Source organism: Streptomyces sp. NPDC101132 (assembly GCF_044759225.1).
Lineage (GTDB): Bacteria > Actinomycetota > Actinomycetes > Streptomycetales > Streptomycetaceae > Streptomyces.
In genome coordinates, this window is record NZ_JBIVYX010000004.1 from 268,481 (window position 1) to 293,786 (window position 25,306).

At 71.7% G+C, this 25,306-nt stretch carries 18 protein-coding genes; 11 read left to right on the plus strand and 7 right to left on the minus strand.

Annotated features, from left to right (window positions below; all coding sequences use genetic code 11):
- Positions 1-15 precede the first annotated feature (15 nt).
- The 4 genes from ACIQUR_RS11660 to glgB all read left to right on the plus strand — a co-directional run bounded on the left by ACIQUR_RS11660 (position 16) and on the right by glgB (position 7,990).
- Positions 16-2,025 carry an alpha-1,4-glucan--maltose-1-phosphate maltosyltransferase gene (locus tag ACIQUR_RS11660; protein WP_403662046.1) on the plus strand — a complete coding sequence of 670 codons (2,010 nt, stop codon included), beginning with the start codon at positions 16-18 and terminating at the stop codon, positions 2,023-2,025.
- Positions 2,022-3,719, plus strand: a complete 1,698-nt coding sequence (gene treS / locus ACIQUR_RS11665; protein ID WP_403662048.1) for a maltose alpha-D-glucosyltransferase — start codon at positions 2,022-2,024, stop codon at positions 3,717-3,719. Before ACIQUR_RS11660 ends, treS begins: the two co-directional genes overlap by 4 nt.
- A gap of 183 nt (positions 3,720-3,902) precedes the next feature.
- Positions 3,903-5,408: a maltokinase gene (locus ACIQUR_RS11670; RefSeq protein ID WP_403662051.1), complete on the plus strand. Its 1,506-nt coding sequence runs from the start codon at positions 3,903-3,905 to the stop codon at positions 5,406-5,408.
- Positions 5,405-7,990 carry a 1,4-alpha-glucan branching enzyme gene (gene glgB / locus ACIQUR_RS11675; RefSeq protein ID WP_403662054.1) on the plus strand — a complete coding sequence of 862 codons (2,586 nt, stop codon included), beginning with the start codon at positions 5,405-5,407 and terminating at the stop codon, positions 7,988-7,990. The genes ACIQUR_RS11670 and glgB overlap by 4 nt, the downstream gene beginning before the upstream one ends.
- Positions 7,991-8,010: 20 nt before the next feature.
- Here glgB and ACIQUR_RS11680 read toward each other — a convergent pair whose 3' ends face one another.
- Complete coding sequence (locus tag ACIQUR_RS11680) at positions 8,011-8,346, minus strand: thioredoxin family protein (protein ID WP_403662057.1); 336 nt, start codon at positions 8,344-8,346, stop codon at positions 8,011-8,013.
- Positions 8,347-8,487: 141 nt separating this feature from the next.
- Here ACIQUR_RS11680 and ACIQUR_RS11685 point away from each other — a divergent pair, with 141 nt between their 5' ends.
- The 3 genes from ACIQUR_RS11685 to ACIQUR_RS11695 all read left to right on the plus strand — a co-directional run bounded on the left by ACIQUR_RS11685 (position 8,488) and on the right by ACIQUR_RS11695 (position 12,038).
- Positions 8,488-9,387, plus strand: coding sequence for an NAD-dependent epimerase/dehydratase family protein (locus tag ACIQUR_RS11685; protein WP_403662060.1), 900 nt, complete (start codon positions 8,488-8,490; stop codon positions 9,385-9,387).
- A 190-nt stretch (positions 9,388-9,577) separates the two neighbouring features.
- Positions 9,578-11,155 (plus strand): hypothetical protein, encoded by a 1,578-nt coding sequence (locus tag ACIQUR_RS11690; protein WP_403662063.1) that lies wholly within the window; start codon positions 9,578-9,580, stop codon positions 11,153-11,155.
- A 184-nt stretch (positions 11,156-11,339) separates the two neighbouring features.
- Positions 11,340-12,038: an XRE family transcriptional regulator gene (locus ACIQUR_RS11695; protein WP_403662065.1), complete on the plus strand. Its 699-nt coding sequence runs from the start codon at positions 11,340-11,342 to the stop codon at positions 12,036-12,038.
- 107 nt (positions 12,039-12,145) lie between these two features.
- On the opposite strand, the gene ACIQUR_RS11700 is transcribed toward ACIQUR_RS11695, so the two are convergent.
- A complete protein-coding gene (locus ACIQUR_RS11700) occupies positions 12,146-13,171 on the minus strand; it encodes a 6-phosphofructokinase (RefSeq protein ID WP_403662068.1) in 1,026 nt (341 codons plus the stop codon).
- Between the two features lie 293 nt (positions 13,172-13,464).
- Between ACIQUR_RS11700 and pta the strand changes: the two genes are divergently transcribed.
- From pta to pyk, 3 genes are all read left to right on the plus strand, one after another.
- Entirely contained in the window at positions 13,465-15,558 is a 2,094-nt protein-coding gene (pta, locus tag ACIQUR_RS11705) for a phosphate acetyltransferase (RefSeq protein ID WP_403662071.1), read from the plus strand.
- Positions 15,559-15,587: 29 nt separating this feature from the next.
- Positions 15,588-16,793, plus strand: coding sequence for an acetate kinase (locus tag ACIQUR_RS11710; RefSeq protein WP_403662074.1), 1,206 nt, complete (start codon positions 15,588-15,590; stop codon positions 16,791-16,793).
- A gap of 63 nt (positions 16,794-16,856) precedes the next feature.
- Entirely contained in the window at positions 16,857-18,287 is a 1,431-nt protein-coding gene (gene pyk / locus ACIQUR_RS11715) for a pyruvate kinase (RefSeq protein WP_403662077.1), read from the plus strand.
- A 101-nt stretch (positions 18,288-18,388) separates the two neighbouring features.
- Here the strand turns inward: pyk and ACIQUR_RS11720 are convergent, their stop codons facing one another.
- The 4 genes from ACIQUR_RS11720 to ACIQUR_RS11735 all read right to left on the minus strand — a co-directional run bounded on the left by ACIQUR_RS11720 (position 18,389) and on the right by ACIQUR_RS11735 (position 22,568).
- Positions 18,389-19,669: a hypothetical protein gene (locus ACIQUR_RS11720; protein WP_403662080.1), complete on the minus strand. Its 1,281-nt coding sequence runs from the start codon at positions 19,667-19,669 to the stop codon at positions 18,389-18,391.
- Complete coding sequence (locus tag ACIQUR_RS11725) at positions 19,659-20,258, minus strand: DUF6114 domain-containing protein (RefSeq protein ID WP_403662083.1); 600 nt, start codon at positions 20,256-20,258, stop codon at positions 19,659-19,661. Before ACIQUR_RS11725 ends, ACIQUR_RS11720 begins: the two co-directional genes overlap by 11 nt.
- Positions 20,259-20,370: 112 nt before the next feature.
- Positions 20,371-21,000 (minus strand): DUF6230 family protein, encoded by a 630-nt coding sequence (locus tag ACIQUR_RS11730; protein WP_403662086.1) that lies wholly within the window; start codon positions 20,998-21,000, stop codon positions 20,371-20,373.
- A gap of 599 nt (positions 21,001-21,599) precedes the next feature.
- Entirely contained in the window at positions 21,600-22,568 is a 969-nt protein-coding gene (locus ACIQUR_RS11735) for a tetratricopeptide repeat protein (RefSeq protein WP_403662090.1), read from the minus strand.
- 218 nt (positions 22,569-22,786) lie between these two features.
- Between ACIQUR_RS11735 and ACIQUR_RS11740 the strand changes: the two genes are divergently transcribed.
- The gene (locus tag ACIQUR_RS11740; protein WP_403662093.1) at positions 22,787-23,470 is read left to right on the plus strand and encodes a TetR/AcrR family transcriptional regulator; all 684 of its coding nucleotides are present in this window, start codon (positions 22,787-22,789) and stop codon (positions 23,468-23,470) included.
- A gap of 33 nt (positions 23,471-23,503) precedes the next feature.
- Here the strand turns inward: ACIQUR_RS11740 and ACIQUR_RS11745 are convergent, their stop codons facing one another.
- Positions 23,504-25,204 carry a methylmalonyl-CoA mutase gene (locus ACIQUR_RS11745; RefSeq protein WP_403662096.1) on the minus strand — a complete coding sequence of 567 codons (1,701 nt, stop codon included), beginning with the start codon at positions 25,202-25,204 and terminating at the stop codon, positions 23,504-23,506.
- Positions 25,205-25,306: the final 102 nt, after the last annotated feature.

The following is a 25,306-nucleotide window of genomic DNA, read 5'->3' on the forward strand; positions in this document are numbered from 1 at the left end:
CCCCCAGGTGATCTCATGATCGGTCGCATTCCCGTGCTGGACGTCCGCCCTGCCGTCGACTGCGGCGCCAGGCCCGCGAAGGCGGTGGTGGACGAGGTGTTCGAGGTGTCGGCGACGGTGTTCCGCGAAGGGCACGACTGCGTCGCGGCGCAGCTCGTGCTGCGGGACCCCGCCGGCAAGGAGCAGCCGCCCGTCCCGATGCGGGAGCTGGCCCCCGGGACCGACCGGTGGGGGGCGCGGGTGTCGGCGCCGGCGGAGGGCCGCTGGACGTACACGGTGGAGGCGTGGAGCGATCCGCTCGCGACCTGGCGGGAGCACGCCGGCATCAAGATCCCGGCCGGGATCGACACGGCCCTGGTGCTGATGGAGGGCGCGGAGCTGTTCGACCGGGCGGCCGCGGGCGTGCCGAAGCGGGACGGCCGCGAGGTGGTGCTGGCGGCGGCGGACGCGCTGCGGGACGAGGAGCGGCCGGCGGCCGAGCGGCTGGCGGCCGCGGTGGCGCCGGAGGTGACGGAGGTGCTGGCGCGGTTCCCGCTGCGGGAGCTGGTGACGCCCTCGAAGGCGCTGCCGCTGCTGGTGGAGCGCAAGCGGGCGCTGTTCGGCTCCTGGTACGAGATGTTCCCGCGCTCGGAGGGCGCGGTGCTGCCGACGGGCAACCGGCGCAAGCCGAAGAGCGGCACCTTCCGCACGGCCGCCGAGCGGCTGCCCGCGGTGGCCGCGATGGGCTTCGACGTGGTCTACCTGCCGCCGGTCCACCCGATCGGCACGACCTTCCGGAAGGGGCCGAACAACTCCCTCAAGGCGGGGCGTTACGACGTGGGGGTGCCGTGGGCGATCGGTTCGCCGGAGGGCGGCCACGACGCGGTCCACCCGGACCTGGGCACCATCGACGACTTCGACCGCTTCGTGGCGCGCGCCGCCGAGCTGCGGATGGAGATCGCGCTGGACTTCGCGCTCCAGTGCTCGCCGGACCACCCGTGGGTGGAGAAGCACCCGGAGTGGTTCCGGCACCGGGCGGACGGCACGATCGCGTACGCGGAGAACCCGCCGAAGAAGTACCAGGACATCTACCCCCTGGACTTCGACCGGGACATGGACGGGCTGGTCGAGGAGACGGTACGGATCCTGCGGTTCTGGATGGACCACGGGGTGCGCATCTTCCGGGTGGACAATCCGCACACCAAGCCGGTGGTGTTCTGGGAACGGGTGATCGCGGAGGTCAACGGCAGGGACCCGGACGTGATCTTCCTGGCGGAGGCGTTCACCCGGCCGGCGATGATGCGGACGCTGGCCGCGGTGGGCTTCCAGCAGTCGTACACGTACTTCACCTGGCGCAACACCAAGGCGGAGCTGACCGAGTACCTGACGGAGCTGTCGGGTGAATCCGCTGCGGCCATGCGGCCCAACCTCTTCGTCAACACGCCGGACATCCTGCACGCCTACCTCCAGCACGGCGGCCGCCCGGCGTTCGAGGTGCGGGCCGTGCTGGCGGCCACGCTGTCCCCGACCTGGGGGGTGTACGCGGGCTACGAGCTGTGCGAGAACACCCCGCTGAAGGAGGGCGGCGAGGAGTACCTGGATTCGGAGAAGTACCAGCTCAGGCCGCGTGACTGGGCGGCGGCGGACCGCGAGGGCCGGACCATCGCCCCGCTGATCACCTCGCTGAACCGGCTGCGCCGCCGCAACCCCGCACTCCAGCAGCTGCGCGACCTGCACTTCCACGAGACCGACAACGACCAGGTCATCGCCTACTCGAAGACGGCGGAGACGCCGCAGGGCCGGAACACCGTGCTCGTGGTCGTCAACCTGGACCCGCACCACACCCAGGAGGCGACCGTCTCGTTGGACATGCCGGTACTCGGGCTCGACTGGCACGGGTCCCTCCCGGTGCGCGACGAGCTCACCGGCGACACCTACTACTGGGGCAGGGCGAACTACGTGCGCCTCGAACCGGGCCGCTCGCCCGCGCACGTACTGGCGGCCCTGCGACCGTCCCCGCCGAACGGAGGGTCACCCGCCTCATGATGATCAACGATCCCGTCCACGACACCTTCGAGGACACCCCCGCCAAGGACCGCGACCCCGAGTGGTTCAAGCGCGCGGTCTTCTACGAGGTCCTGGTCCGCTCCTTCCACGACAGCAACGGGGACGGCGTCGGGGACCTCAAGGGGCTGACCGCCAAGCTGGACTACCTCCAGTGGCTGGGGGTGGACTGCCTCTGGCTGCCGCCGTTCTTCAAGTCCCCGCTGCGGGACGGCGGGTACGACGTCTCGGACTACACGGCCGTGCTGCCGGAGTTCGGCGACCTGGCGGACTTCGTGGAGTTCGTCGACGCGGCGCACCAGCGCGGGATGCGGGTGATCATCGACTTCGTCATGAACCACACGAGCGACCAGCACGAGTGGTTCCAGCAGTCGCGGATGCATCCGGACGGCCCGTACGGCGACTACTACATGTGGGCCGACAACGACAAGCAGTACCAGGACGCCCGGATCATCTTCGTCGACACGGAGACCTCGAACTGGACGTACGACCCGGTACGCAAGCAGTACTACTGGCACCGCTTCTTCTCGCACCAGCCGGACCTCAACTTCGAGAACCCCGCCGTCCAGGAGGAGATCGTCTCCGCCCTGCGCTTCTGGCTGGACCTCGGCATCGACGGCTTCCGGCTGGACGCGGTCCCGTACCTGTACGCGGAGGAGGGGACGAACTGCGAGAACCTCCCCCGCACCCACACCCTGCTGAAGCGGATCCGCGCCGAGATCGACGCGCACTACCCGGACACGGTGCTGCTGGCCGAGGCCAACCAGTGGCCCGAGGACGTGGTCGACTACTTCGGCGACTTCGCCAAGGGCGGCGACGAGTGCCACATGGCCTTCCACTTCCCGGTGATGCCGCGCATCTTCATGGCGGTCCGGCGGGAGTCGCGGTACCCGGTCTCCGAGATCCTGGCCAAGACCCCGGCCATCCCCTCGGGCTGCCAGTGGGGCATCTTCCTCCGCAACCACGACGAGCTGACCCTCGAAATGGTCACGGACGAAGAGCGCGACTACATGTACGCGGAGTACGCCAAGGACCCGCGGATGCGGGCCAACATCGGCATCCGCCGCCGGCTCGCCCCGCTGCTGGACAACGACCGCAAGCAGATGGAGCTGTTCACCGCCCTGCTGCTGTCGCTGCCCGGCTCGCCCGTCCTCTACTACGGGGACGAGATCGGGATGGGCGACAACATCTGGCTGGGCGACCGGGACGGCGTCCGCACCCCGATGCAGTGGACCCCCGACCGGAACGCGGGTTTCTCCTCCTGCGACCCGGGCAGGCTGAACCTGCCGGTCATCATGGACCCGGTCTACGGGTACACGGTGACCAACGTCGAGGCCGCGATGTCCTCCCCGTCCTCGCTCCTGCACTGGACGCGACGGCTGATCGAGATCCGGAAGCAGAACCCCGCCTTCGGACTCGGCTCGTACACCGAACTGCCGTCGTCCAACCCGGCGGTGATCGCGTTCCTGCGGGAGTACGGGGACGACCTGGTCCTCTGCGTGCACAACTTCTCGCGCTTCGCCCAGCCGACCGAGCTGGACCTGCGGTCGTTCAACGGACGGGTGCCGATGGAACTGACCGGGGAGATCCGCTTCCCCCCGATCGGCGAGTGGCCGTACCTGCTGACCCTGGCGGGCCACGGCTTCTACTGGTTCCGGCTGCGCGGGGAGTCCTGACCGCGTCCGCGCGGTCGGCGCGAACGACCTCACCAAGTGCACAGCGGCTCGCGGCGAACGGGTCAACCGCCGTCCCTGTACGGACCATCCTGACCCGACACTCGCTCACGACCGGACAGCAACTGCCGTGATCCGGGACACTCTGCGCATTCTGTGGCGGGCCCGGGGAAAGGACGCGATGCCATGTCGGAGGCTGCATCCGCCCGGGCGCTGGAACCCCTGCTGCGCGGCTGGCTGCCGCGCCAGCGGTGGTTCGCGGGCAAGGGGAGGGCCATTGCGCGGATCGAGGTGGTCTCGGCGGCCGAACTCTTGCCGCCGGGCACCTCGCCACGCCTGCTCCACCTGCTGGTCGACGTCGACGACGACTGCTACCAGCTGCTGCTCGGGCTGCGCCCCACCCTGCCCCCCGCCCTCGCCGCGGCCCTGATCGGCCGGGTGGAGACGGGGGCGTCGGGCTCGTACGCCGGACTGACGGTGTACGAGGGACTCGGCGACCCGCGGCTGGCGGGGCTGCTGCTGGAGCGGCTGCGCACGCCCGGCCGGCTCGGGCCGCTGCGGTTCGCCCGGGACGAGGGCGTGCGGATCCCGGCCGGGCTGGCGCCCAGACCCCTGTCGGGCGAGCAGTCGAACTCCTCGCTCATCTACGGGGATACGTTCATCCTGAAGGTGTTCCGCCGGGTGGGCCCGGGCACCAACCCGGACCTGGAGCTGCCCAGGGCCCTGGCCGGGGCGGGCTGCGCGCGCGTCCCGGCGCCGGTGGCCTGGTACGAGGCCGAGCCGCCGGGACCGGCCGGGACGGGCGAGCCGCTGACCCTCGGCGTGCTCCAGCCGTACCTGCGCGGCTCCCACGACGGCTGGCAGCTGGCGCTGCGCGGCCTCGGCGCCGGCGACGCCTTCACGGACGAGGCGTACGAGATGGGGCGTGCCACCGCCGAGGTGCACAGCGCACTGGCCGCGGCCCTGCCGACGGTGCGGCTCGGTCCCGCCGAGACCGCGCGGCTGGCGGCGGCGATGACCGCCCGGCTGGCCTCGACCGTCCGGGAGGTCCCGGCGCTGCGGCCCTACGAGGCCGGGCTGCGGGCCGCGTTCGACGCGCTGGCCCGGATGCCCGGCGGCCGCGGCGGCCGCGGCGGCTGGGCCCAGCGGATCCACGGCGACCTGCACCTGGGCCAGACCCTGCGGGCCGCCGACGGCAGCTGGCGGCTGATCGACTTCGAGGGCGAACCGGCCCGGCCGCTGGCCGAGCGGCGCTGCCCCGAACCGGCGGTCAAGGACGTGGCGGGGATGCTGCGCTCCTTCGACTACGCGGCCCGCTCCCACGAACCCTGGTCCCCCGCCTGGGCCGAGGCGTGCCGGGCCGCCTTCTGCTCGGGCTACGCGGCGACCACCGGCCGCGACCCGCGCGAGGACCCGGTGCTGCTGCGCGCCTTCGAGACCGACAAGGCCGTGTACGAGGCCCGGTACGAGTACCGGCACCGGCCGGACTGGCTGCACGTCCCGATGGCCGCCATCCGGCGGCTGGCCGCGGGCGGCGAGGCGGCGGTCAACCCCGCCACCTCCCGGGCGCCCGCCGACCGGCCGCCCCGCCGCAGCCGCACCCCCGGACCGGCCAAGCAGGCCAACAACCCCGCCCCTGGCTCCCTCCCGACCCCCCACCGCCCGCAGCCCCCGAGGAGGCCGCACACGTGACCCCCGCCCGTCAGCCGTCCCGTACCGTCGCCCAGCAGCCCGCGAAACCGTCCGCCACGTCGCCCAGGAGCGCGGCCGGGCCGGACGAGCGGCCCGACGGGGTCCCGCCGGGCCGGGTCGGCACGCTCGACGCGGAAGAGCCCCCGGCCGGCCCGGACGCCACCGGTTCGGACAGCACCGGCCCGGACGCCGCCGGCCCGGACTCCCCGGCCGAGCTCCCCGCGGCCAAGACCGCCACCCGCAGGACCGGCACCGGGAAGGCCGGCACCGCGAAGGCCGCCACCACGAAGACCGGCACCGCCAAGACCGCCGCCGCCAAGACCGCCGCCGGTGCCGCGGCCCCCAAGCCGCCCCGCGCCCGGCGCGCCCCCGCCGCCCGCCGCCCCCGGCCGGCGCCCGCACTGACCGACGAGGACCGGGGCCGGCTGCTGTCCGGCACCCACCACGACCCGCACGCCCTGCTGGGCGCCCGGGTGGTCCGGGGCGGTGTGGCCTTCCGGGCGCTGCGCCCGTACGCCCGCGCGGTCACGGTGGTGGCCAAGGGGCTGCGGGCCCCGCTGCACGACGACGGCGACGGCCTGTTCTCGGGGCTGCTGCCGCTGGCCGCGGTGCCCGACTACCGGCTGCTCGTGACGTACGAGAGCGACGAGATCGAGGTCGAGGACCCGTACCGCTTCCTGCCCGCGCTCGGCGACCTGGACCTGCACCTGATCGGCGAGGGCCGGCACGAACAGCTGTGGAAGGCCCTCGGCGCGCAGCCGATGGTGCACGAGGGGGTGGCGGGCACCCGGTTCACGGTGTGGGCGCCCAACGCCCGCGGCGTGCGGGTCACCGGCGACTTCTCGTACTGGGACGCCACCGCCTCCCCGATGCGCTCGCTCGGCTCGACCGGCGTGTGGGAGCTGTTCCTGCCGGGCGTGGGCGAGGGGGCGCTGTACAAGTTCGACATCGCCCGCCCCGACGGCAGCCACACGCTGCGCGCCGACCCGATGGCCCGGCGCACCGAGGTGCCGCCCGCGAACGCCTCCGTCGTGACCTGCTCCCGCCACGAGTGGGGCGACGCCGAGTGGATGGCGCGGCGCGGCGACCGCCCGGCGCACACCTCGCCGTTCTCCGTGTACGAGGTGCACCTGGCGTCCTGGCGGCCGGGGCTCACGTACCGCCAGCTCGCCGAGCAGCTGCCGGCGTACGTGAAGGAGCTGGGCTTCACACACGTGGAGCTGATGCCCGTCGCCGAGCACCCCTTCGGCGGGTCCTGGGGCTACCAGGTCACCGGCTTCTACGCGCCGACCTCGCGGATGGGCACGCCGGACGACTTCCGCTTCCTGGTGGACGCGCTGCACCGGGCCGGGATCGGCGTGATCGTGGACTGGGTGCCGGCGCACTTCCCGCGCGACGAGTGGGCGCTGGCGGAGTTCGACGGGCGGCCGCTGTACGAGCCGCAGGACCCGAAGCGGGCGGCGCACCCGGACTGGGGGACGCTGGAGTTCGACTACGGCCGCAAGGAGGTGCGCAACTTCCTGGTGGCCAACGCCGTGTACTGGTGCGAGGAGTTCCACATCGACGGCCTGCGGGTGGACGCGGTGGCCTCGATGCTCTACCTGGACTATTCGCGCGGGCCCGGCGAGTGGTCGCCGAACGAGCACGGCGGGCGGGAGAACCCGGACGCCGTGGCCTTCCTCCAGGAGATGAACGCCACCGTGTTCCGGCGCTGTCCGGGGGTGGTGACCATCGCGGAGGAGTCCACGGCCTGGGACGGGGTGACCCGGCCCACCCACCTCGTGGGCGCGGGCGGCTTCGGCGGTCTGGGCTTCGGCCTGAAGTGGAACATGGGCTGGATGCACGACTCGCTGGGGTACGTGGGGCACGAGCCGGTGCACCGGAAGTACCACCACCACGAGATGACGTTCTCGATGGTCTACGCGTACAGCGAGAACTACGTGCTGCCGATCTCGCACGACGAGGTGGTGCACGGCAAGCGGTCGCTGGTGTCGAAGATGCCCGGCGACTGGTGGCAGCAGCGGGCGTGCCACCGCGCGTACCTCGGCTTCATGTGGGCCCATCCGGGCAAGCAGCTGCTGTTCATGGGGCAGGAGTTCGCGCAGGGTGCCGAGTGGTCGGAGGCGCACGGTCCCGACTGGTGGCTGGTGGACCCCTCGTACGCGGCGGCGGCCGACCACCGCGGGGTGCGGGACCTGGTGCGCGAGCTGAACACCGTGTACGCGCAGGCGCCGGCCCTGTGGGAGCGGGACACCGTGCCCGAGGGCTTCGCGTGGGTCGTGGGGGACGCGGCGGAGGACAACGTGTTCGCGTTCCTGCGGTACGACGCCCAGGGCGCCCCGCTGCTGGCGGTGAGCAACTTCTCGCCGGTGGTCCGGCACGACTACCGGCTGGGGGTGCCGGACCCGGACGCGGTGCCCGCCTGGAGCGAGGTGCTGAACACGGACGAGGCCCGGTTCGGCGGCAGCGGAGTGCTCAACCCGGGGCCGGTCAAGCCGGACTGGGTGCCGGCGCACGGGCGGGGGGCCAGCCTGCGGCTGACCCTCCCGCCGCTGGCGACGGTCTGGTTCCGGCCGGCGTGACCCGGCCGGCGTGACGCGCCTCAGGCGGTCAGGGCCTCGTCGATCTCCTGGAGGAGCTTGCGCTCGGCGCGGGCTCCGACCATCTGCCTGACGGGCTCGCCCCGCCCGAAGACGAGCAGGGTCGGCATGGACAGCACCCCGTACCGGGACTGGGTGACGGGGTTGCTGTCCACGTCGATCTGCACGACCTTGATCCGCCCGGCCTCCTCCGCGGCCACCGCGCTCGGCACGGGGGCCGGCTGGCGGCAGGGGCCGCACCGGTCCGCAGTGATCTCGACGAGCAACGGCAGCCCGGCCGCCGGCACCTCCGCGTCGAAGTCCGCGTCCGTCACCTCGGGCACTCCGGCCGCCCGCACCGTGGGTCCTCTCCTATCCGGTCAGTTCGCAGCGCGGCTCCGGACCGCCCGCCTTGACGCCCCCGTCAAGGCAAGGGGAACAGGGGACGGTCCCGGGCGCTTGTAGGAGGGGACACGTCGGTACTGAGGAGCGGGGGACGCGTGAGCAGGGTGTGTGTCATCGGGGGCAGCCGGTACTTCGGCAAGCGGCTGATCCGGCGGCTGCTGGAGCGGGGCGACCGTGTGACGGTGGTCAACCGCGGGTCGGCGCCGGCGCCCGAGGGCGTGGAGCTGCTGGTGGCGGACCGGAACGACGAGGCCGCGCTGCGGGCGGCGGTCGGGGACCGGCGGTTCGACGTGGTGGTGGACCAGGTCTGCTACACGCCGGTGCAGGCCGCGATCGCCCGCCGGGTCTTCGAGGGCCGCACGGCGCGGTACGTGATGACCTCGACGATCGAGGTGTACGAGCACGAGGACGCGCCGGGCGGGGTGCCGGAGGACGCGATCGACCTGTCGGCGGTCGCGGTCCGGCCGGAGCTGCCGTGGGGTGACGCGGACTTCCTGGACGAGCACTACGGGGAGGGCAAGCGGCAGGCGGAGGCGGTGTTCGCGGCGGCGCCGGCGTTCCCGTACGTCACGGTCCGCGTGGCGCACGTACTGGGCGGGGCGGACGACTTCACCGGGCGGCTGGAGCACTACGCGGACCGGCTGCGGGCGGGCGAGCCGATCGCGGTCGACGTGCCGGGCCACCCGTCGACGTACATCCACGTCGAGGAGATCGCGGACTTCCTGGCCTGGGCGGCGGACGCGGACTTCACCGGGCCGGTGAACGCGCACGCGCACGGCCCGCTGGACACGGCCGACGTGGTGGCGGCGGTCCGGGCGGTGACGGGCGGGCCCGAGCCGGTCTACCGGCCGGTGGCGGAGGGCGAGCCGGCCTCGCCGTTCTCCTTCGCTCGGGCCTACGGCATGTCCAACGCGCGGGCTGAGGGCCTGGGCTTCCGGTTCTCGCACACCGGGGACTGGCTGGCCGCCGCGGTGGCGGAGAGCCTGACGCGCTGACGGGGCCTCCACGACCCCCGTACGCGGAGGCCCCGTCCTGGGATCACGGACGGGGCCCGGGTCCGGTTCACACGGCGGCGGGGATTCCTCGCGCCACCGGCCGGAATCCGCGTCTCGGGGAGGACAACCATCGGGCCGGGTGGCGAGTCGGACAGGTGAACGAACATCCACGCCCTTCCCTGGGGGAATCTTGAGAAAGCTCACGGCCGCGGTCGGCACCGTCCTCGCAGTGACCGCGACCACGCTGGCCGTCGCGCCGCAGGCGCAGGCGGCCGAGGTCCACCTGCAGTCGCACGCGTGGACGACCCAGGAGAACGGCAGGATCCACGCCGTCTTCAACGTCCTCGACGACGACGTGCACCCGTCGGACGTCAGCCTCCGCGTCCGACGGAAGGGCGCCGACCAGGTCCTCACCACACTGAAGCTCAACGGCACCGAGTCCTGCCCCGAGACGGGCTGCTGGGACTCCACGTTCCTGAGCGAGCCGGCCAAGCTGCCCGGCCTCGGCGTCTACACCGTCGACGTGGTGGTCGACGAGGGCCAGGCGGACGAGCGCGTCGACCGCGACAACAGCGAACTCGACTACGGCCTCGACCCGCAGCTGACGGTCGCCGGCGACCACCCGACGGACTCCTGGGAGCACCCGGTCACGGTGACCGGCACCCTCCGGGCCGAGGACCCCGACACCCACGAGATCAAGCCCTTCCCCGGGGCTTCCGTGTCGAAGGACGTGCCGCACGGCGGCACGTGGGAGCGGACGGACGCGGACGGCCGCTTCACGGACGTGCCCGAATTCCGGGAGGCCACCGAGGTCGCGCTCACGTACTCGTTCCACTCCGCCAGGGCCTCCCTCACGGTGAAGCGGGACCGGAAGGACCTCAAGCTGGCCGTGGACGCTCCCGGCGGCACGATCACCGCTCCCTCGGGCAGCACCATCCCCGTCCGCGGCAGGGTCACCGGCACCACGGACTCCGGCGTCGACAAGCCCGTGAGCGACATGTACATGTTCGCAGACGGCAGGTACACGAGCTCGTGGACGAAGGCCGACGGCAGCTTCTCGTTCACGTACGGCGTCGGACGGAACACCTCGGTCACCGTCATGCCCGGCGGGACGTACCACTTCAACCCGGCCCCCCGGCAGGTGGTGAAGCTCCGCCTCGTACCCACCAGGTTCGAGGCGCTGAAGGCCACCGTGAGCAAGTACCGCAAGGTCACGTTCAGCGGCACCCTGGGGGTCACCGAGGGCTCCTACCCGGCCGGGACGACCACCGTGGTGGACATGCAGCACTCCCCCGACGGCAGGACCTGGTCGACCGTCGGCTCCTTCACCGCCCGGTACGGCGAGGCCTTCGCCAAGTCCCCGAGCAGGACCGCCCCGGCCGGCAGCAGCCACTGGCGCCTGCGGATCGCGGCCGCGGCCCAGAGCAGCGCGTCGTTCAGGCTGGGCCGCAAGGCCACTCTGCTCGTCAACGACGACGTGACGCCGGAGCCGGTCCGCAAGGGTGCGACGCTCACCGCGAAGGGGGGCCTCCTCCAGGAGTACGGCAGCTCCTGGAAGTCCTTCGCCGGGCAGACCGTCCGCGTGTGGTTCAAGGCTTCCGGCTCCACCGCCTGGAAGCAGCTCGGCACGGCCACCACCGGGAACGACGGCACGTTCAGCCGGAAGTTCACCGCCCAGCGGGACGGCACCTGGCAGGTCCGCTACACGGACACGCCGAGCACGCACTACGCCGACCTCGGACGCGAGGATTTCGTGGACGTGCGCTAGGAAGTTACCGTGTCGTACGGGTGGCGGAGGCTGGAAGTCCACCGTCATAGTGGATCTTCAACCAGCAGGGTTACCGGACAGTCGCGGGGGAAACGGGCGAAAGCACCGGGCTTCCTCGTACGTTCATACGAGTTGTGACCTTGGGGGAACAGCCCGTAGTCATCACAACTCCGCCACTTCTACGGTGTGCCTCGTGCACCAGAGCCCACCCTTTGACGCCCTCGCCGCCCGCCGCCTGCGGGCGGCCCTGGGCATGGCGCCCGGCCACGTCGCGTACGGGCTCCGCGCCCAGTACGGACTGCTCGTCACCCCCGAGACGGTGATGGCGTGGGAGCGCGGGGAGATCCCGCCCACCTCCGCCGAGCTCACCGCCCTGGCCGGCGTGCTGTGGTGTTCGCCCGGCGAACTGCTGGCCCGGCCCCGCACCCTGCGCGAGCACCGCATCGCCAAGGGCGTGGCGGTGGAGGAGCTGGCCCGGCGGCTGGGCATGGAGGCCTCCTCGTACCAGAAGATGGAGGACTCGGGCCGGTGGAAGGGGAACGAGCGGCAGACCTCGGCCCTCGCGTACGCCCTCTCCCTGAGCCTGCCCGACCTGGTGGTCGCCCTCGGCAAGGAGGAGGAGCTGGCGGAGGTGCTGCGGAACGCGGTCACCACGCGCTGGCAGGCCTACGTCAAGCCGCTGGCCAAGCTGGTCCCGTTGCCCCGGCAGCAGCTGGAGGGGGTCGTGGGCCGGCTCTACGACGAGTACCAGTCGAAGATGGTCGCCACCCTGAGCTGGGGCGGCGGCGGGGGCCAGGCCGGCAGCGGCGACGCGGGCCGCGAGTTCCTGGCGCAGATCGTCGAGCGGTTCTGGGAGCTGGCGGGCGGCTCGCGGCCCGCCTGAGAAGGCCTCCCGGACGGTACCGCGCGAACGGCCCCGGTGCGCTCCTGGACGGAGCGGACCGGGGCCGTTCGGCGTGGAAGTGGGGCCACAGGTCCCGGCCCGCCGGGTCAGAAGACCGACTCGGCCTCGAACATCCGGGCCTCGGGCACCCGCTTCAGCTCGGTGACCGCGGAGGCCAGCGGGGCCATGACGATGTCGGTGCCGCGCAGGGCGGTCATGTTGCCGAAGTCGCCCCGGTGGGCGGCCTCGACGGCGTGCCAGCCGAAGCGGGTGGCGAGGACGCGGTCGTAGGCGGTGGGGACGCCGCCGCGCTGGACGTGGCCGAGGATGACCGGGCGGGCCTCCTTGCCGAGGCGGCGCTCCAGCTCGACGGCGAGGCGGTTGCCGATGCCGGCGAAGCGCTCGTGGCCGTACTGGTCGATCTCGCCCTTCTCGTACGGCATGGAGCCCTCCGCCGGGTGGGCGCCCTCGGCGACGCACACGACGGCGAACTTCTTGCCGCGGTCGAAGCGCTCCTCGACCATCTTGACCAGGTCGTCGACCTGGAAGGGGCGTTCGGGCAGGCAGATGCCGTGGGCGCCGCCGGCCATGCCGGACTCCAGGGCGATCCAGCCCGCGTGACGGCCCATGACCTCGACGACCATGACGCGCTGGTGGGACTCGGCGGTGGTCTTCAGGCGGTCTATGGCCTCGGTGGCCACGGTGACGGCCGTGTCGAAGCCGAAGGTGCGGTCGGTGGCGGAGATGTCGTTGTCGATGGTCTTCGGGACGCCGACCACGGGCATGCCCGCGTCGGAGAGGATGCGGGAGGCGGTCAGCGTGCCCTCGCCGCCGATCGGGATGAGGACGTCGAGGCCGTAGCGCCTGCGCAACTCGGCGCAGTTCTCGGCGGCTTCGCTCAGGCGGGCGCGCTCCATGCGGGCCGAGCCGAGGATGGTGCCGCCGCGGGCCAGGATGCCGCTGACCGCGTTGAGGTCGAGCGGGCGGTAGTGGCCGTCGAGGAGGCCCTTGAAGCCGTCCTCGAAGCCGATGACCTCGTCGCCGTGACCGACCAGCGCACGGTGCACGACGGACCGGATGACGGCGTTCAGGCCGGGGCAGTCTCCGCCTGCGGTGAGGACTCCGATACGCATCGTGCTGTGTCTCCTGCTTCTCGTCGTACAAGTGTGGCAGTACGGGTCGGACTGTCCGATTGTTCCACGCACCCCGCACGGGGCGCGCTCCGTGCTGCTCCGGCCGAAGGGACTTCCGGCCCTCGTCCGGGGCCGTTCAGCCCGGGGCGTTCCGCGCATCCGGAGGGCCTTCTTCCGGGGGCGCCTGCACCATGCCGAGGGGTATTGTCAAGGGGGCAAGCCCACACTAACTGGGAAATTCAACTCGTAAAGCCGCTGCCGGACCGGACAGCGAACAGGGATGGAGAGCAGGCGTGACCCGCAGCGTGTACGTGACCGGCATCGACCGGGGAGACGGCCGGCAGGTCGTCGAGCTGGGAATCATGGAGCTGCTGGCCCGCCAGACGGGCCGCGTGGGGGTCTTCCGCCCGCTGCTGCACGACGGACCCGACCGGCTGTTCGACCTGCTGAAGGCGCGCTACCGGCTGGAGCAGGACCCGGCGACCGTGCACGGCATGGAGTACCACGAGGCCACCGCGATCCTGGCCGAGAAGGGCACCGACGAGCTGGTCTCGCGGCTGGTCGACCGCTTCCACCGGATCTCCCGCGACTACGACGTGATGCTCGTGCTCGGCACCGACTTCGCCGACACCAGCCTCCCGGACGAGCTGGCCCTCAACGCCCGGCTGGCCAACGAGCTGGGCGCGGTCGTCGTCCCGGTGGTCGGCGGCACCACCCAGACCGCGGAGTCGGTGCGCGCCGAGGCCCGCAACGCGCACCGCGCGTACGAGAGCCTCGGCTGCCAGGTGGTGGCGATGGTGGTCAACCGGGTGGCCCCGGCCGACCGCGACGTCATAGCGGAGCGGCTCGCCGCCCGGCTCCCCGTGCCCTGCTACGTGCTGCCGGACGACAAGTCGCTCTCCGCCCCCACCGTCGACCAGATCCGCCGCGCCCTGGACGGCGAGGTGCTGCTGGGCGACGAGGCCGGACTGGCCCGGGACGCCCTGGACTTCGTGTTCGGCGGCGCCCACCTGCCGAACTTCCTCAACGCGCTGACCCCCGGCTGCCTCGTGGTCACCCCCGGGGACCGCTCCGACCTCGTCGTCGGCGCCCTGGCCGCGCACACCTCGGGCACCCCGCCGATCGCGGGCGTGCTGCTCACCCTGAACGAGCGGCCGGCCCCGCACATCCTGACCCTGGCCTCGAAGCTGGCCCCCGGCACCCCCGTGGTCTCGGTCGCGGGCAACAGCTTCCCCACCGCGGGCGAACTCTTCGCGCTGCAGAGCCGGCTGAACTCGGCGACCCCGCGCAAGCTGGAGACCGCACTCGGTCTCTTCGAGCGCCACGTCGACACCGCCGAGCTGCGCGACCGGATCTCCGTGACCCGCTCGACCCGCGTCACCCCGATGATGTTCGAGCACCAGCTGCTGGAGCGGGCCCGTTCCGAGCGCCGCCGCGTGGTGCTGCCGGAGGGCACCGAGGACCGGGTGCTGCGCGCCGCCGACGTGGTGCTGCGCCGCGGGGTCTGCGACCTGACGCTGCTGGGCGACGAGAAGGCCATCCTGAAGAAGGCCGGCGACCTCGGCATCGACATCTCGGCCGCGCAGCTGATCGACCCGCTGACCTCGCCCCTGCGGGAACGTTTCGCCGAGTTCTACGCCAAGGCCCGCGCCCACAAGGGCATGACGGTCGAGCTGGCCAACGACGTGGTGACCGACGTCAACTACTTCGGCACCCTGATGGTCCAGGAGGGCCTGGCCGACGGCATGGTGTCCGGCTCGGTGCACTCCACGGCCGCGACCATCCGCCCGGCCTTCGAGATCATCAAGACCAAGCCGGAGGCTTCGATCGTCTCCTCCGTCTTCTTCATGTGCCTGGCCGACAAGGTGCTCGTGTACGGCGACTGCGCGGTCAACCCGGACCCCAACGCCGAGCAGCTGGCCGACATCGCGGTCCAGTCGGCCGCCACCGCCGCCGCGTTCGGCGTCGAGCCGCGGATCGCGATGCTCTCGTACTCCACCGGCACCTCGGGCTCGGGCGCGGACGTGGACAAGGTCCGCAAGGCCACCGAGCTCGTCCGCGCGCAGCGGCCCGACCTGCTGATCGAGGGTCCGATCCAGTACGACGCGGCCGTGGAGCCCTCGGTGGCCGCGACCAAGCTGCCGGAGTCCGACGTGGCCGGCCGGGCCACCGTGCTGATCTTCCCGGACCTCAACACCGGCAACAACACGTACAAGGCCGTGCAGCGTTCGGCCGGCGCCGTGGCGGTCGGCCCGGTGCTCCAGGGCCTGCGCAAGCCCGTCAACGACCTCTCCCGGGGCGCCCTGGTCCAGGACATCGTCACCACCGTGGCGATCACCGCGATCCAGGCGCAGGGCGGCAACGCCCCCGCGACCCCGGCCGTATGACCTCCCCTCACCCAGAAAGCTCCGCACCTGTGACCGCATCGCGCGTACTCGTCCTCAACTCAGGCTCCTCCTCGGTCAAGTACCAGCTGCTGGACATGGCCGACCGCACCCGGCTGGCCGTCGGCCTGGTCGAGCGCATCGGCGAGGAAACCTCCCGGCTGGTCCACTCGCCACTGACCGGCGGCGGTGCCAAGCGGGAGCAGACCGGGCCGATCGCGGACCACGGCGCCGCCCTCAAGGCGGTGGCCGCCGAGCTGGCCGCCGACGGGCTGGGCCTCGACTCCCCCGAGCTGGCCGCGGTGGGCCACCGGGTGGTCCACGGAGGCACCCGCTTCACCCGGCCGACGGTGATCGACGACGAGGTGCTGGCCGAGATCCAGAACCTGGTGCCGCTGGCGCCGCTGCACAACCCGGCCAACGTCACGGGCATCCAGGTGGCGCGCTCGCTGCGCCCGGACATCCCGCAGGTGGCGGTCTTCGACACCGCCTTCCACGCGACGATGCCGGAGTACGCGGCCCGGTACGCGATCGACACCGAGGTCGCCGACCGGCTCTCGATCCGCCGGTACGGCTTCCACGGCACCTCCCACGCCTACGTCTCGCGGGCCACGGCGGCCCTGCTGGGCAAGGACCCGGGAGAGGTCAACGTGATCGTCCTGCACCTGGGCAACGGAGCCTCGGCCTCGGCGGTGCGCGCCGGCGTCTGCGTGGACACGTCGATGGGGCTGACCCCGCTGGAGGGCCTGGTCATGGGCACCCGCTCCGGCGACCTGGACCCGGCGGTGATCTTCCACCTGGCGCGGGTGGGCGGGCTGTCGGTGGACGAGATCGACGACCTGCTGAACAAGCGGAGCGGGCTGCTGGGGCTGTGCGGCGACAACGACATGCGGGAGATCCTGCGGCGCGCGGGCGAGGGCGACCGGGCGGCCCGGACGGCGTTCGAGACGTACGTCCACCGGCTGAAGAAGTACATCGGCGCCTACGCGGCCGTGCTCGGGCGGGTGGACGCGGTGGCCTTCACGGCGGGGGTCGGCGAGAACGCGGCCGCCGTACGGGAAGCTGCGGTCAGCGGCCTGGAGGAGCTGGGACTGGCGGTGGACGCCGGGCTGAACTCCGTCCGGGCGGACGAGCCGCGGCTCATCTCGCCGGACTACGCGCGGGTGGCGGTCGCGGTGGTGCCCACGGACGAGGAGCTGGAGATCGCCACCCAGGCCTACGAGCTGGTTACCCATTAGTCACTTGGACTTTCCACCAGACGGAATATTCCGCTACGAAACAAACCGGATAGGATCCGCTCCATGCGCCGTTCCAAAATCGTCTGCACGCTGGGCCCCGCCGTCGACTCGCTCGAGCAGCTGAAAGCTCTCATCGAGGCCGGTATGAACGTGGCCCGATTCAACTTCAGCCACGGTTCCCAGGCAGAGCACCAGGAGCGGTACGACCGCGTCCGGCAGGCCGCGGAAGAGACCGGCCGGGCCATCGGCGTCCTCGCCGACCTCCAGGGCCCCAAGATCCGTCTGGAGACCTTCGCCGAGGGTCCCGTCGAGCTGGTGCGCGGTGACGAGTTCACCATCACCACCGAGGACGTCCCCGGTGACAAGTCCATCTGCGGCACCACCTACAAGGGCCTGCCCGGGGACGTCTCCAAGGGCGACCAGGTCCTGATCAACGACGGCAACGTCGAGCTCCAGGTGACGGCGGTCGAGGGCCCCCGGGTCAAGACCATCGTGATCGAGGGCGGCGTCATCTCGGACCACAAGGGCATCAACCTGCCCGGTGCCGCCGTGAACGTCCCCGCCCTCTCCGAGAAGGACGTCGAGGACCTCCGCTTCGCGCTGCGCATGGGCTGCGACATGGTCGCGCTGTCCTTCGTCCGCGACGCCAACGACGTCAAGGACGTCCACAAGGTGATGGACGAGGAGGGCCGCCGGGTCCCCGTCATCGCCAAGGTGGAGAAGCCGCAGGCCGTCGAGAACATGGAGGCCGTGGTCCTGGCCTTCGACGCGGTCATGGTGGCCCGCGGCGACCTCGCCGTGGAGTACCCGCTGGAGCGCGTCCCGATGGTGCAGAAGCGCCTCATCGAGATGTGCCGCCGCAACGCCAAGCCGGTGATCGTCGCGACCCAGATGATGGAGTCCATGATCACCAACTCCCGCCCGACCCGCGCCGAGGCCTCCGACGTGGCCAACGCGATCCTGGACGGCGCGGACGCGGTCATGCTGTCCGCCGAGTCCTCGGTCGGCGCCTACCCGATCGAGACCGTCAAGACGATGTCGAAGATCGTCACGGCGGCCGAGGAGGAGCTGCTCTCCAAGGGCCTGCAGCCGCTGGTCCCGGGCAAGAAGCCGCGTACGCAGGGCGGCTCCGTCGCCCGCGCGGCCTGCGAGATCGCCGACTTCCTCGGCGGCAAGGCGCTGGTGGCCTTCACGCAGTCCGGCGACACCGCCCGCCGGCTGGCGCGCTACCGCACGGCCCAGCCGATCCTGGCCTTCACCACCGACACCGGCACCGCCAACCAGCTCACCCTGACCTGGGGCGTGGAGACGTTCGTGGTCCCGCACGTGGACAACACCGACGCCATGGTGGACCTGGTGGACGCCGAGATGCTGAAGCTGAAGCGCTTCAACGCCGGCGACACCATGATCATCACCGCCGGCTCGCCCCCCGGCGTCCCCGGCACCACCAACATGGTCCGCGTCCACCACCTGGGTGGCACCGCCAACAGCTGACCGAGTCTCCGCACAGACGACCGAGGGCGGCACCCCGTCAGGGGGTGCCGCCCTCGGTGTGCGTCCGCCGGCCCCCGGGAAGGGCCGGGCCCGCTGCGGGCCTACTCGATCCAGTTGTGCAGACCGGGCACCGTGAGGTTGCCGCCGAGCTGGCCGGCCTGGATCACCTTGGCGTTGGTGAAGAACGCGAAGGGGACGTTCAGCGGCGGCGGGGTCTCCGGGCTGAAGGTGACCGGGATGAGGCCGAAGAGGTTGCCCTTCAGCTCCTCGGTGTACATCGTCACCGTGCCGCCGCGGATGGTGGAGGTCGATCCGCTGCGGGCCTTCAGGTGGGCGACCTTCCGGGGCGGCTTGCCGACCCGCTGGTACAGGTCCTTGATGTCCACCGAGGACGCGGTGAACTTGAGGACCTTCTTGATCTTGCCGCCGGCCGTCTTCACCTCGACGATGCCGTGGTAGTCCAGGCCGTTCAGGGTCAGCAGCGAGCTGTCGAGGTACCAGGGCTCGTCCGGCAGCAGCGGGACACCGGTCTCCAGCTCCGCCGCGGCGAGGGCCTTCGGGTCCGGGGTGGGGCAGGGGAAGCGTTCCTTGCCGTCCGCGTCCTCGCCCCCGTCCTTGGTGTCCGAGCCGAGGACCGACTTCTTCTTCCGCTTCTCGCCGGTCTCGTCCTTGGGCTCGTCCGCGGTCTTCCTGACCTCGTCCGACAGGTCCTCGACCGTGGCCCCGGACTTCCTGGCGGCCTCGCGGATCGCGGACTCCGTCGACGAGCCCGTGCGCGCGGTGCTCGTCCCGGCCTTCTCGGTGGCGGTGGCGGTGGGAGTCGGCGTGGCCGACCCGCCCAGGCTGCCGAGGTCCTCGACGAGGTCCTGGAGCCGGTCGCCGACACCCAGCGGGTCGAGCGGGTTGACGGTGCCGGCGGAGCCGCGCGCGGCCCGCTCGGTGTCGGTCGCCCGGGTGGTCTCCGTCGCCTTCGGCTCGCTCGTCGCGGAGGACCGGGCCGAAGGGGACTGGGAGGGCGTCGGCTCCTTCGTCGCGCGGGGCGTGGCGGTGGGTGACGCGGAGGGCTCCGCGGTCTTCTTCTTCCGCTCGGCCTTCTTCGTGGCCTCGGCCTTGGGCGACTCCGACTCCGGGGGCTCGTCGGAGCGGGTGACGCAGGGGCCGGGCGCGAAGGGTATGTCCTTGTCGTCGGCGAGGGCGAGCTTCGGGGCCATGCCCATGCCGACGAAGACGGCGGTCGGCATGGCGGCCAGGGCCATCGTCTTGCCGACGGGTATCTGCAGCTTGGTCAGCAGCGACTTACGGGGCGCCGCGTGGCGCGGGCCCTTCCTCTCACGGGACTCTGCGCCTGGGGCCACGGCCCGCTGCGTCTCGTCACCCCGCACTGTTCCTCCCGCCATTGGCGTGGGCAGTCGTCTCGGTCGCGTCGGGCTTCTCGAACGAGACGCTCTCGGCGTGCTCGTACGGGAGCCCCTGCGGGTCCGTTTCCGTGCGGGGTCCGGGGACGTACTCGAGCTCGTGCGCGCCGGCCTCGGCCGCGGCCTCGTCGGCGTCCTCGGTCTCGTCCTCGGGGACGCCCGGGGCCCAGGACAGCGCGAGGGCGCCGCCGAGCAGCGAGCAGAGGAAGCCCATGAAGAAGCCGCCCAGGTTCGACACCGGGAGCGAGACCAGCGCCAGCAGGATCGAGGCGATGCCGGCGAAGACCCGCATGCTCTGCTGGAACCACAGGCAGAAGCCCAGCGTGATCAGCAGGACGCCGATGATCAGCGAGCCCGCGCCCGCCGTCGTGGCCATCGCGATGGTGACGTTGCCCAACCGCATGTCGGCGTACGGGAAGTAGGCGATCGGCACGCCGCCGAGCAGGGTGAACAGTCCGGCCCAGAAGGGACGGCTGCCGCGCCAGTCGCGGAACACGCGCCGGCCGGTCGCGAGCCAGTGTTCGTCCTTGTGGGAAACCGGGGCCTCGGCGTTCATTGGACAACAGCTCCCTGGAAACGGTGGTACGGAGAACTACGTGATGGCCCGGCCGGGCGGGGGACGGCAGGCGCCTCCCGCCCGGCCGGATCAGGCCGCTAGGCGGTCAGGCCTAGTAGCAGGGCTTGTCGCCCGAGAGCAGACGCAGGTTCAGGTCGGGGAGGCTGAACGTCCCCGCCGTGGTGGCCCACGCCTTCTGCTCGACGTTCTTCAGCACGGCCTTCTTGGCGCGCTGCGAGAACGCGTACGGGCTGGCGACCGTACCCGGCTGCGGCTTCGTGGTGTGGCTGGAGTCGCCCACCGCGACACCGATGTCGAGCTGCTCGAAGTACGCGTCCGCGTCGAGCTCGGCGACGTCGAGGTAGATGTTGCTCGCGACGGCCGGCTCGCCCTTGTGGCCCGTGCGGAGCTGCAGGGTGATGTTGCCGAGGCCGGGCACCGGGGTGACCAGCGACTGGCACATGTTGGTGATCTCGGCCTTCTTGAAGCCAGAGATGGTCACCGGGTGGTGCTGGGGGTTGCCCTTGAGGTCGTGACCCTCGGCGACACCGCCGTACTGGATCAGGTCATCGCCCTCGAGCTTGTCCGCAGAGACCTTGAAGTCCTGACCGGACACGCTGAACGACGCGGCGAGCGCGCCCTGAGCCAGACCCACACCGACAGCAGCGGTGGCCGCGATGCTCGGCACCATGACGAGCGCGAAGCGCTTCCATCTGGTCCCACCACGAACCTGGGAATTCATTTCTCGTTCCTCCTTCTCGGACGTACATCTCCGGTCCGGGTCGAGCCCGTCCTGGGATGGGAGAAGTGCTACGTCCTCGGAGGAGCGCAGGCGACCGGAACGCGGAAACGCGTCCGAAACACCGGCGATCACCCCCGAGCGACAACCACTGGCCGCGCAGCCGCGCGACCGAGGACAGGCCCCGCCGGTCGGCGGAGACCCCCCTGTCCAGACAGCCGGGGGCAAGCCGCCGGCTCACTCGGTGGGGACCCATGTCCACGGCCCCGGGTGTGCGGGGGCTGCGGGATGGACCGAGCGTGGCCGATCGTGGTGCATTCGGGGCCGGGGCACAAGGGGGTTCGTTACTGGCTAGTAACGGCCCGATAACCGTGGTACGACACGGCGGCGTCGGGCGGGCACACAGGGTGTCGCCGAGGGCCACGACAGAAGGGGAGATCGAACGACAAACCGGGCAGATTCGGGGGTTCGATTTACTGCGAGTAACAGCGGCCGCGATTACCAAGTTTTGGTAAAGCGCGGCCGCTGTTTATCTCTGTGTCAACAAATCACCGGGGTCCGGCGGGGGCGAAGCGGAACCCTCCGCACCCCCTGGGCGGACCTCAGAAGAGCACGCGCGCGAGCGCCGTGCGAGCGCGCGTCACGCGCGGGTCGTCCGAGCCGATCACCTCGAACAGCTCCAGCAGGCGCAGGCGCGCCGCCTCGCGGTCGTCGCCCGCCGTCCGCCGGACGGTGTCCACGAGCCGGCCGAAGGCGTCCTCGACGTGACCGCCGACCAGGTCCAGGTCGGCCGCGGCGATCTGGGCCGCGGGGTCCGCGGGCCGCTCGGCGGCGTCCTTGCGGACCTGCTGCGGGTCCATGTGCTGGACGCGCGCGAGGAGTTCGGCCTGGGCCAGGCCCAGCTTCGCCTCGGGGTGCCCCGGGTCCTCCGCGAGCACGTTCTTGTACGCCTGCACGGCACCGCCCAGGTCACCGGCGTCCAGCGCCGAGACCGCCGCCTCCAGCAGGGCGTCGTACGGCCCGACGGGCGCCTCGGCGGGCTCCCGGCCCGGTACGGCGTCGGGGTCGACCGTGACGCCGGTGAGCCCGAAGCGCTCCTCGGCCACCTGGATCAGCTGGGCCAGCGTCTCGCGGATCTGCTGCTCGGGCGCCGCGCCCTGGAACAGCGGCAGGGCCTGTCCGGCGACGACGGCGAAGACCGCCGGGATGCCCTGGATGCCGAACTGCTGCATCAGCATCTGGTTGGCGTCGACGTCGACCTTGGCCAGGACGAAGCGGCCGTTGGCCTCGACGGCCAGCCGCTCCAGCAGGGGGCCGAGCTGCTTGCAGGGCTCGCACCACTCGGCCCAGAAGTCGATGACGACCGGGACCTCGGTGGACCGCTGGAGCACGTCGCGCTCGAAACCGGCCTCGTCGACGTCGATGACCAGCGCGGAGGGCGGTACGGCCGCGACGCCGCCCTGCCGGGCGGACTCCGCGCGGGCCTGCTCGGCCTTGGCCTTGGCCTCACCGGCCGCCTTCACAGCGGCGAGGTCGACCACGCCGCTCATGGACATGTTTCTGGGCTGCATGCGTACATCCTCCCCCCTGCGCGCACGGCCGCGAAAAGACCGGCTGAAAACACTCCTCGACGGAACGCGTGATGATGAAAAGCTGCGGCGCGCAGGTCCCCACCTGGCGCCAGTGGCTGTCGCTCTTACGCTACGAGTCGTAGCGTAACTAAACCGAGCCCTTCGCGCCCCGTGATCTGGGTCACGGCGCTTTCCCTACTGGCGGGTATGGTCACGGGATGCGCATCAGCTGTTCCCTCGGCAACACCGGCGGATCCGGCCGGGGCGGCGGATCCGGCGACGCCGGCAGGCCGCAGCCGTCCGGCCGCACCGGCCGGCCCCGCAACGCGGCGGCCGACGCGGCGATCCTCGCCGCCACCCGGGACGCGCTGGTGGAACTGGGCTGGTCCAAGCTGACGATGGGCGACGTCTCGGCACGCGCCGGGGTCGCCAAGACCACCCTCTACCGCCGCTGGGCGGGGAAGAACGAGCTGGTCGTCGACGCCGTCGCCGAGCTCTTCGACGCACTGGAGCTGCCCGACCGGGGCTCACTGGAGGCGGACATCGAGCACGTGGTGCTCCAGTTCGCCGCCCTGCTGCACCGCCCCGAGGCCAAGACCGCGCTGATGGCCGTGGTCGCCGAGTCCACCCGGGACCCCGCCCTGCGCGACCGGATCAGGTCCGCCATCGTCGAGCGCCAGAAGCACCTGGTGGTCCTCGGCCGCGAACGCGCCCAGGCCCGCGGCGAACTCCCCCGCGAGGAGGACGACGCGCTCGCCGGCCACACCACCGACCTGATCTTCGACGTGATCGCGGGGACCGTGGTCCACCGCGCGCTGGTCAGCGCCGAACCCGTCGACGAGCTGTGGGTGGCCACCTTCACCGCCCTGCTCATGCACGGCCTGAAGGGCGCGGCCCAGTAGGACCGCGCCCTCCCGGCGCACACGCGGACCGGCTCAGAAGCCCGCGGGTTCGGTGTACGTGCCCCACTCGTCGCGCAGCACGTTGCAGATCTCCCCGAGCGTGGCCTCGGCGCGCACGGCGTCGAGCATCGCGGGGATCATGTTCGAGCCGTCCCGGGCGGCCGCCAGCATGGCGTCCAGGGAGGCCTTCACCTTCGCGTCGTCCCGGCGCTCCTTGCGGTCGCCGAGCAGGCGCACCTGCTCCCACTCGACCTCGTGGCTGACGCGCAGGATCTCCAGGTCGCCGGTGACCGAGCCGTGGTGGCAGTTGACGCCGACGACCCGCTTGTCGCCCTTCTCCAGGGACTGCTGGTAGCGGAAGGCCGACTCGGCGATCTCACCGGTGAACCAGCCGTCCTCGATGCCGCGCAGGATGCCGGAGGTGATCGGACCGATCGGGTGCTTGCCGTCGGGGTGGGCGCGCAGGCCGCGCTCCTTGATCTGGTCGAAGATCTTCTCGGCGTCGGCCTCGATGCGGTCGGTGAGCTGCTCGACGTACCAGGAACCGCCCAGCGGGTCGGCCACGTTGGCGACGCCGGTCTCCTCCATCAGCACCTGCTGCGTGCGCAGGGCGATCTCGGCGGCCTGCTCGCTGGGGAGGGCGAGCGTCTCGTCGAGGGCGTTGGTGTGCAGGGAGTTGGTGCCGCCGAGGATCGCGGAGAGCGCCTCGACCGCGGTGCGCACCACGTTGTTGTACGGCTGCTGGGCCGTCAGCGAGACGCCGGCGGTCTGGGTGTGGAAGCGCAGCCACATCGCCTTGTCGGTCTTGGCGCCGTACACCTCCTTCATCCAGCGGGCCCAGATCCGGCGGGCGGCGCGGAACTTGGCGATCTCCTCGAAGAAGTCGAGGTGCGCGTCGAAGAAGAAGGACAGGCCCGGGGCGAAGACGTCCACGTCGAGCCCGCGGGACAGGCCGAGCTCCACGTAGCCGAAGCCGTCGGCGAGGGTGTACGCGAGTTCCTGCGCGGCCGTGGCCCCGGCCTCGCGGATGTGGTAGCCGGAGACCGAGAGGGGCTTGTACGCCGGGATGCCCCGGGCGCAGTACTCCATCAGGTCGCCGATGAGGCGCAGGTGGGGCTCGGGCTCGAAGAGCCACTCCTTCTGCGCGATGTACTCCTTGAAGATGTCGGTCTGGAGCGTGCCGTTGAGCACGGCCGGGTCGACGCCCTGGCGCTCGGCGGCGACCAGGTACATGCAGAAGGCGGGCACGGCGGGCCCGGAGATGGTCATCGAGGTGGTCACGTCGCCGAGCGGGATGTCCCGGAAGAGGACCTCCATGTCGGCGGCGGAGTCGATGGCCACGCCGCAGTGGCCGACCTCGCCGAGGGAGCGCGGGTCGTCCGAGTCGCGGCCCATGAGGGTGGGCATGTCGAAGGCGACCGAGAGGCCGCCGCCGCCCGCGGCCAGGATCATCTTGTAGCGCTCGTTGGTCTGCTCCGCGTTGCCGAAGCCGGCGAACTGGCGGATGGTCCAGGTGCGGCCGCGGTAGCCCGTGGGGTGCAGGCCGCGGGTGAAGGGGTACTCACCCGGCCAGCCGATGCGGTCGAAGCCCTCGTACGTGTCGCCGGGCCGCGGCCCGTACACGGGCTCGACGGAGTCGCCGGAGAGGGTGGTGAAGTCGGCGTCCCGCTTGCGGGCCTTGTCGTAACGGGCCTGCCAGCGGAGGCGGCCCTGCTCGATGGCGTCAGCGTCCATGCCTTCGAATTTACTAGGACGTCCTAGTAAATGTCGATGGCAAACCCCCGGGAGTCACCCGGGGGCAGGTCACGATTCCGTCGGCGCGGGTCCCGCGCGGAC

Excerpts from the sequence above, each read along its gene's own strand:
- ACIQUR_RS11730 (WP_403662086.1), bottom strand. The coding sequence starts at position 21,000 with ATGAATTCCCAGGTTCGTGGTGGGACCAGATGGAAGCGCTTCGCGCTC.
- ACIQUR_RS11745 (WP_403662096.1), bottom strand. The coding sequence starts at position 25,204 with ATGGACGCTGACGCCATCGAGCAGGGCCGCCTCCGCTGGCAGGCCCGT.
- pyk (WP_403662077.1), top strand. The coding sequence starts at position 16,857 with ATGCGCCGTTCCAAAATCGTCTGCACGCTGGGCCCCGCCGTCGACTCG.
- ACIQUR_RS11740 (WP_403662093.1), top strand. The coding sequence starts at position 22,787 with ATGCGCATCAGCTGTTCCCTCGGCAACACCGGCGGATCCGGCCGGGGC.
- ACIQUR_RS11700 (WP_403662068.1), bottom strand. The coding sequence starts at position 13,171 with ATGCGTATCGGAGTCCTCACCGCAGGCGGAGACTGCCCCGGCCTGAAC.
- ACIQUR_RS11670 (WP_403662051.1), top strand. The coding sequence starts at position 3,903 with ATGTCGGAGGCTGCATCCGCCCGGGCGCTGGAACCCCTGCTGCGCGGC.
- treS (WP_403662048.1), top strand. The coding sequence starts at position 2,022 with ATGATGATCAACGATCCCGTCCACGACACCTTCGAGGACACCCCCGCC.
- ACIQUR_RS11725 (WP_403662083.1), bottom strand. The coding sequence starts at position 20,258 with ATGAACGCCGAGGCCCCGGTTTCCCACAAGGACGAACACTGGCTCGCG.
- ACIQUR_RS11660 (WP_403662046.1), top strand. The coding sequence starts at position 16 with ATGATCGGTCGCATTCCCGTGCTGGACGTCCGCCCTGCCGTCGACTGC.
- ACIQUR_RS11735 (WP_403662090.1), bottom strand. The coding sequence starts at position 22,568 with ATGCAGCCCAGAAACATGTCCATGAGCGGCGTGGTCGACCTCGCCGCT.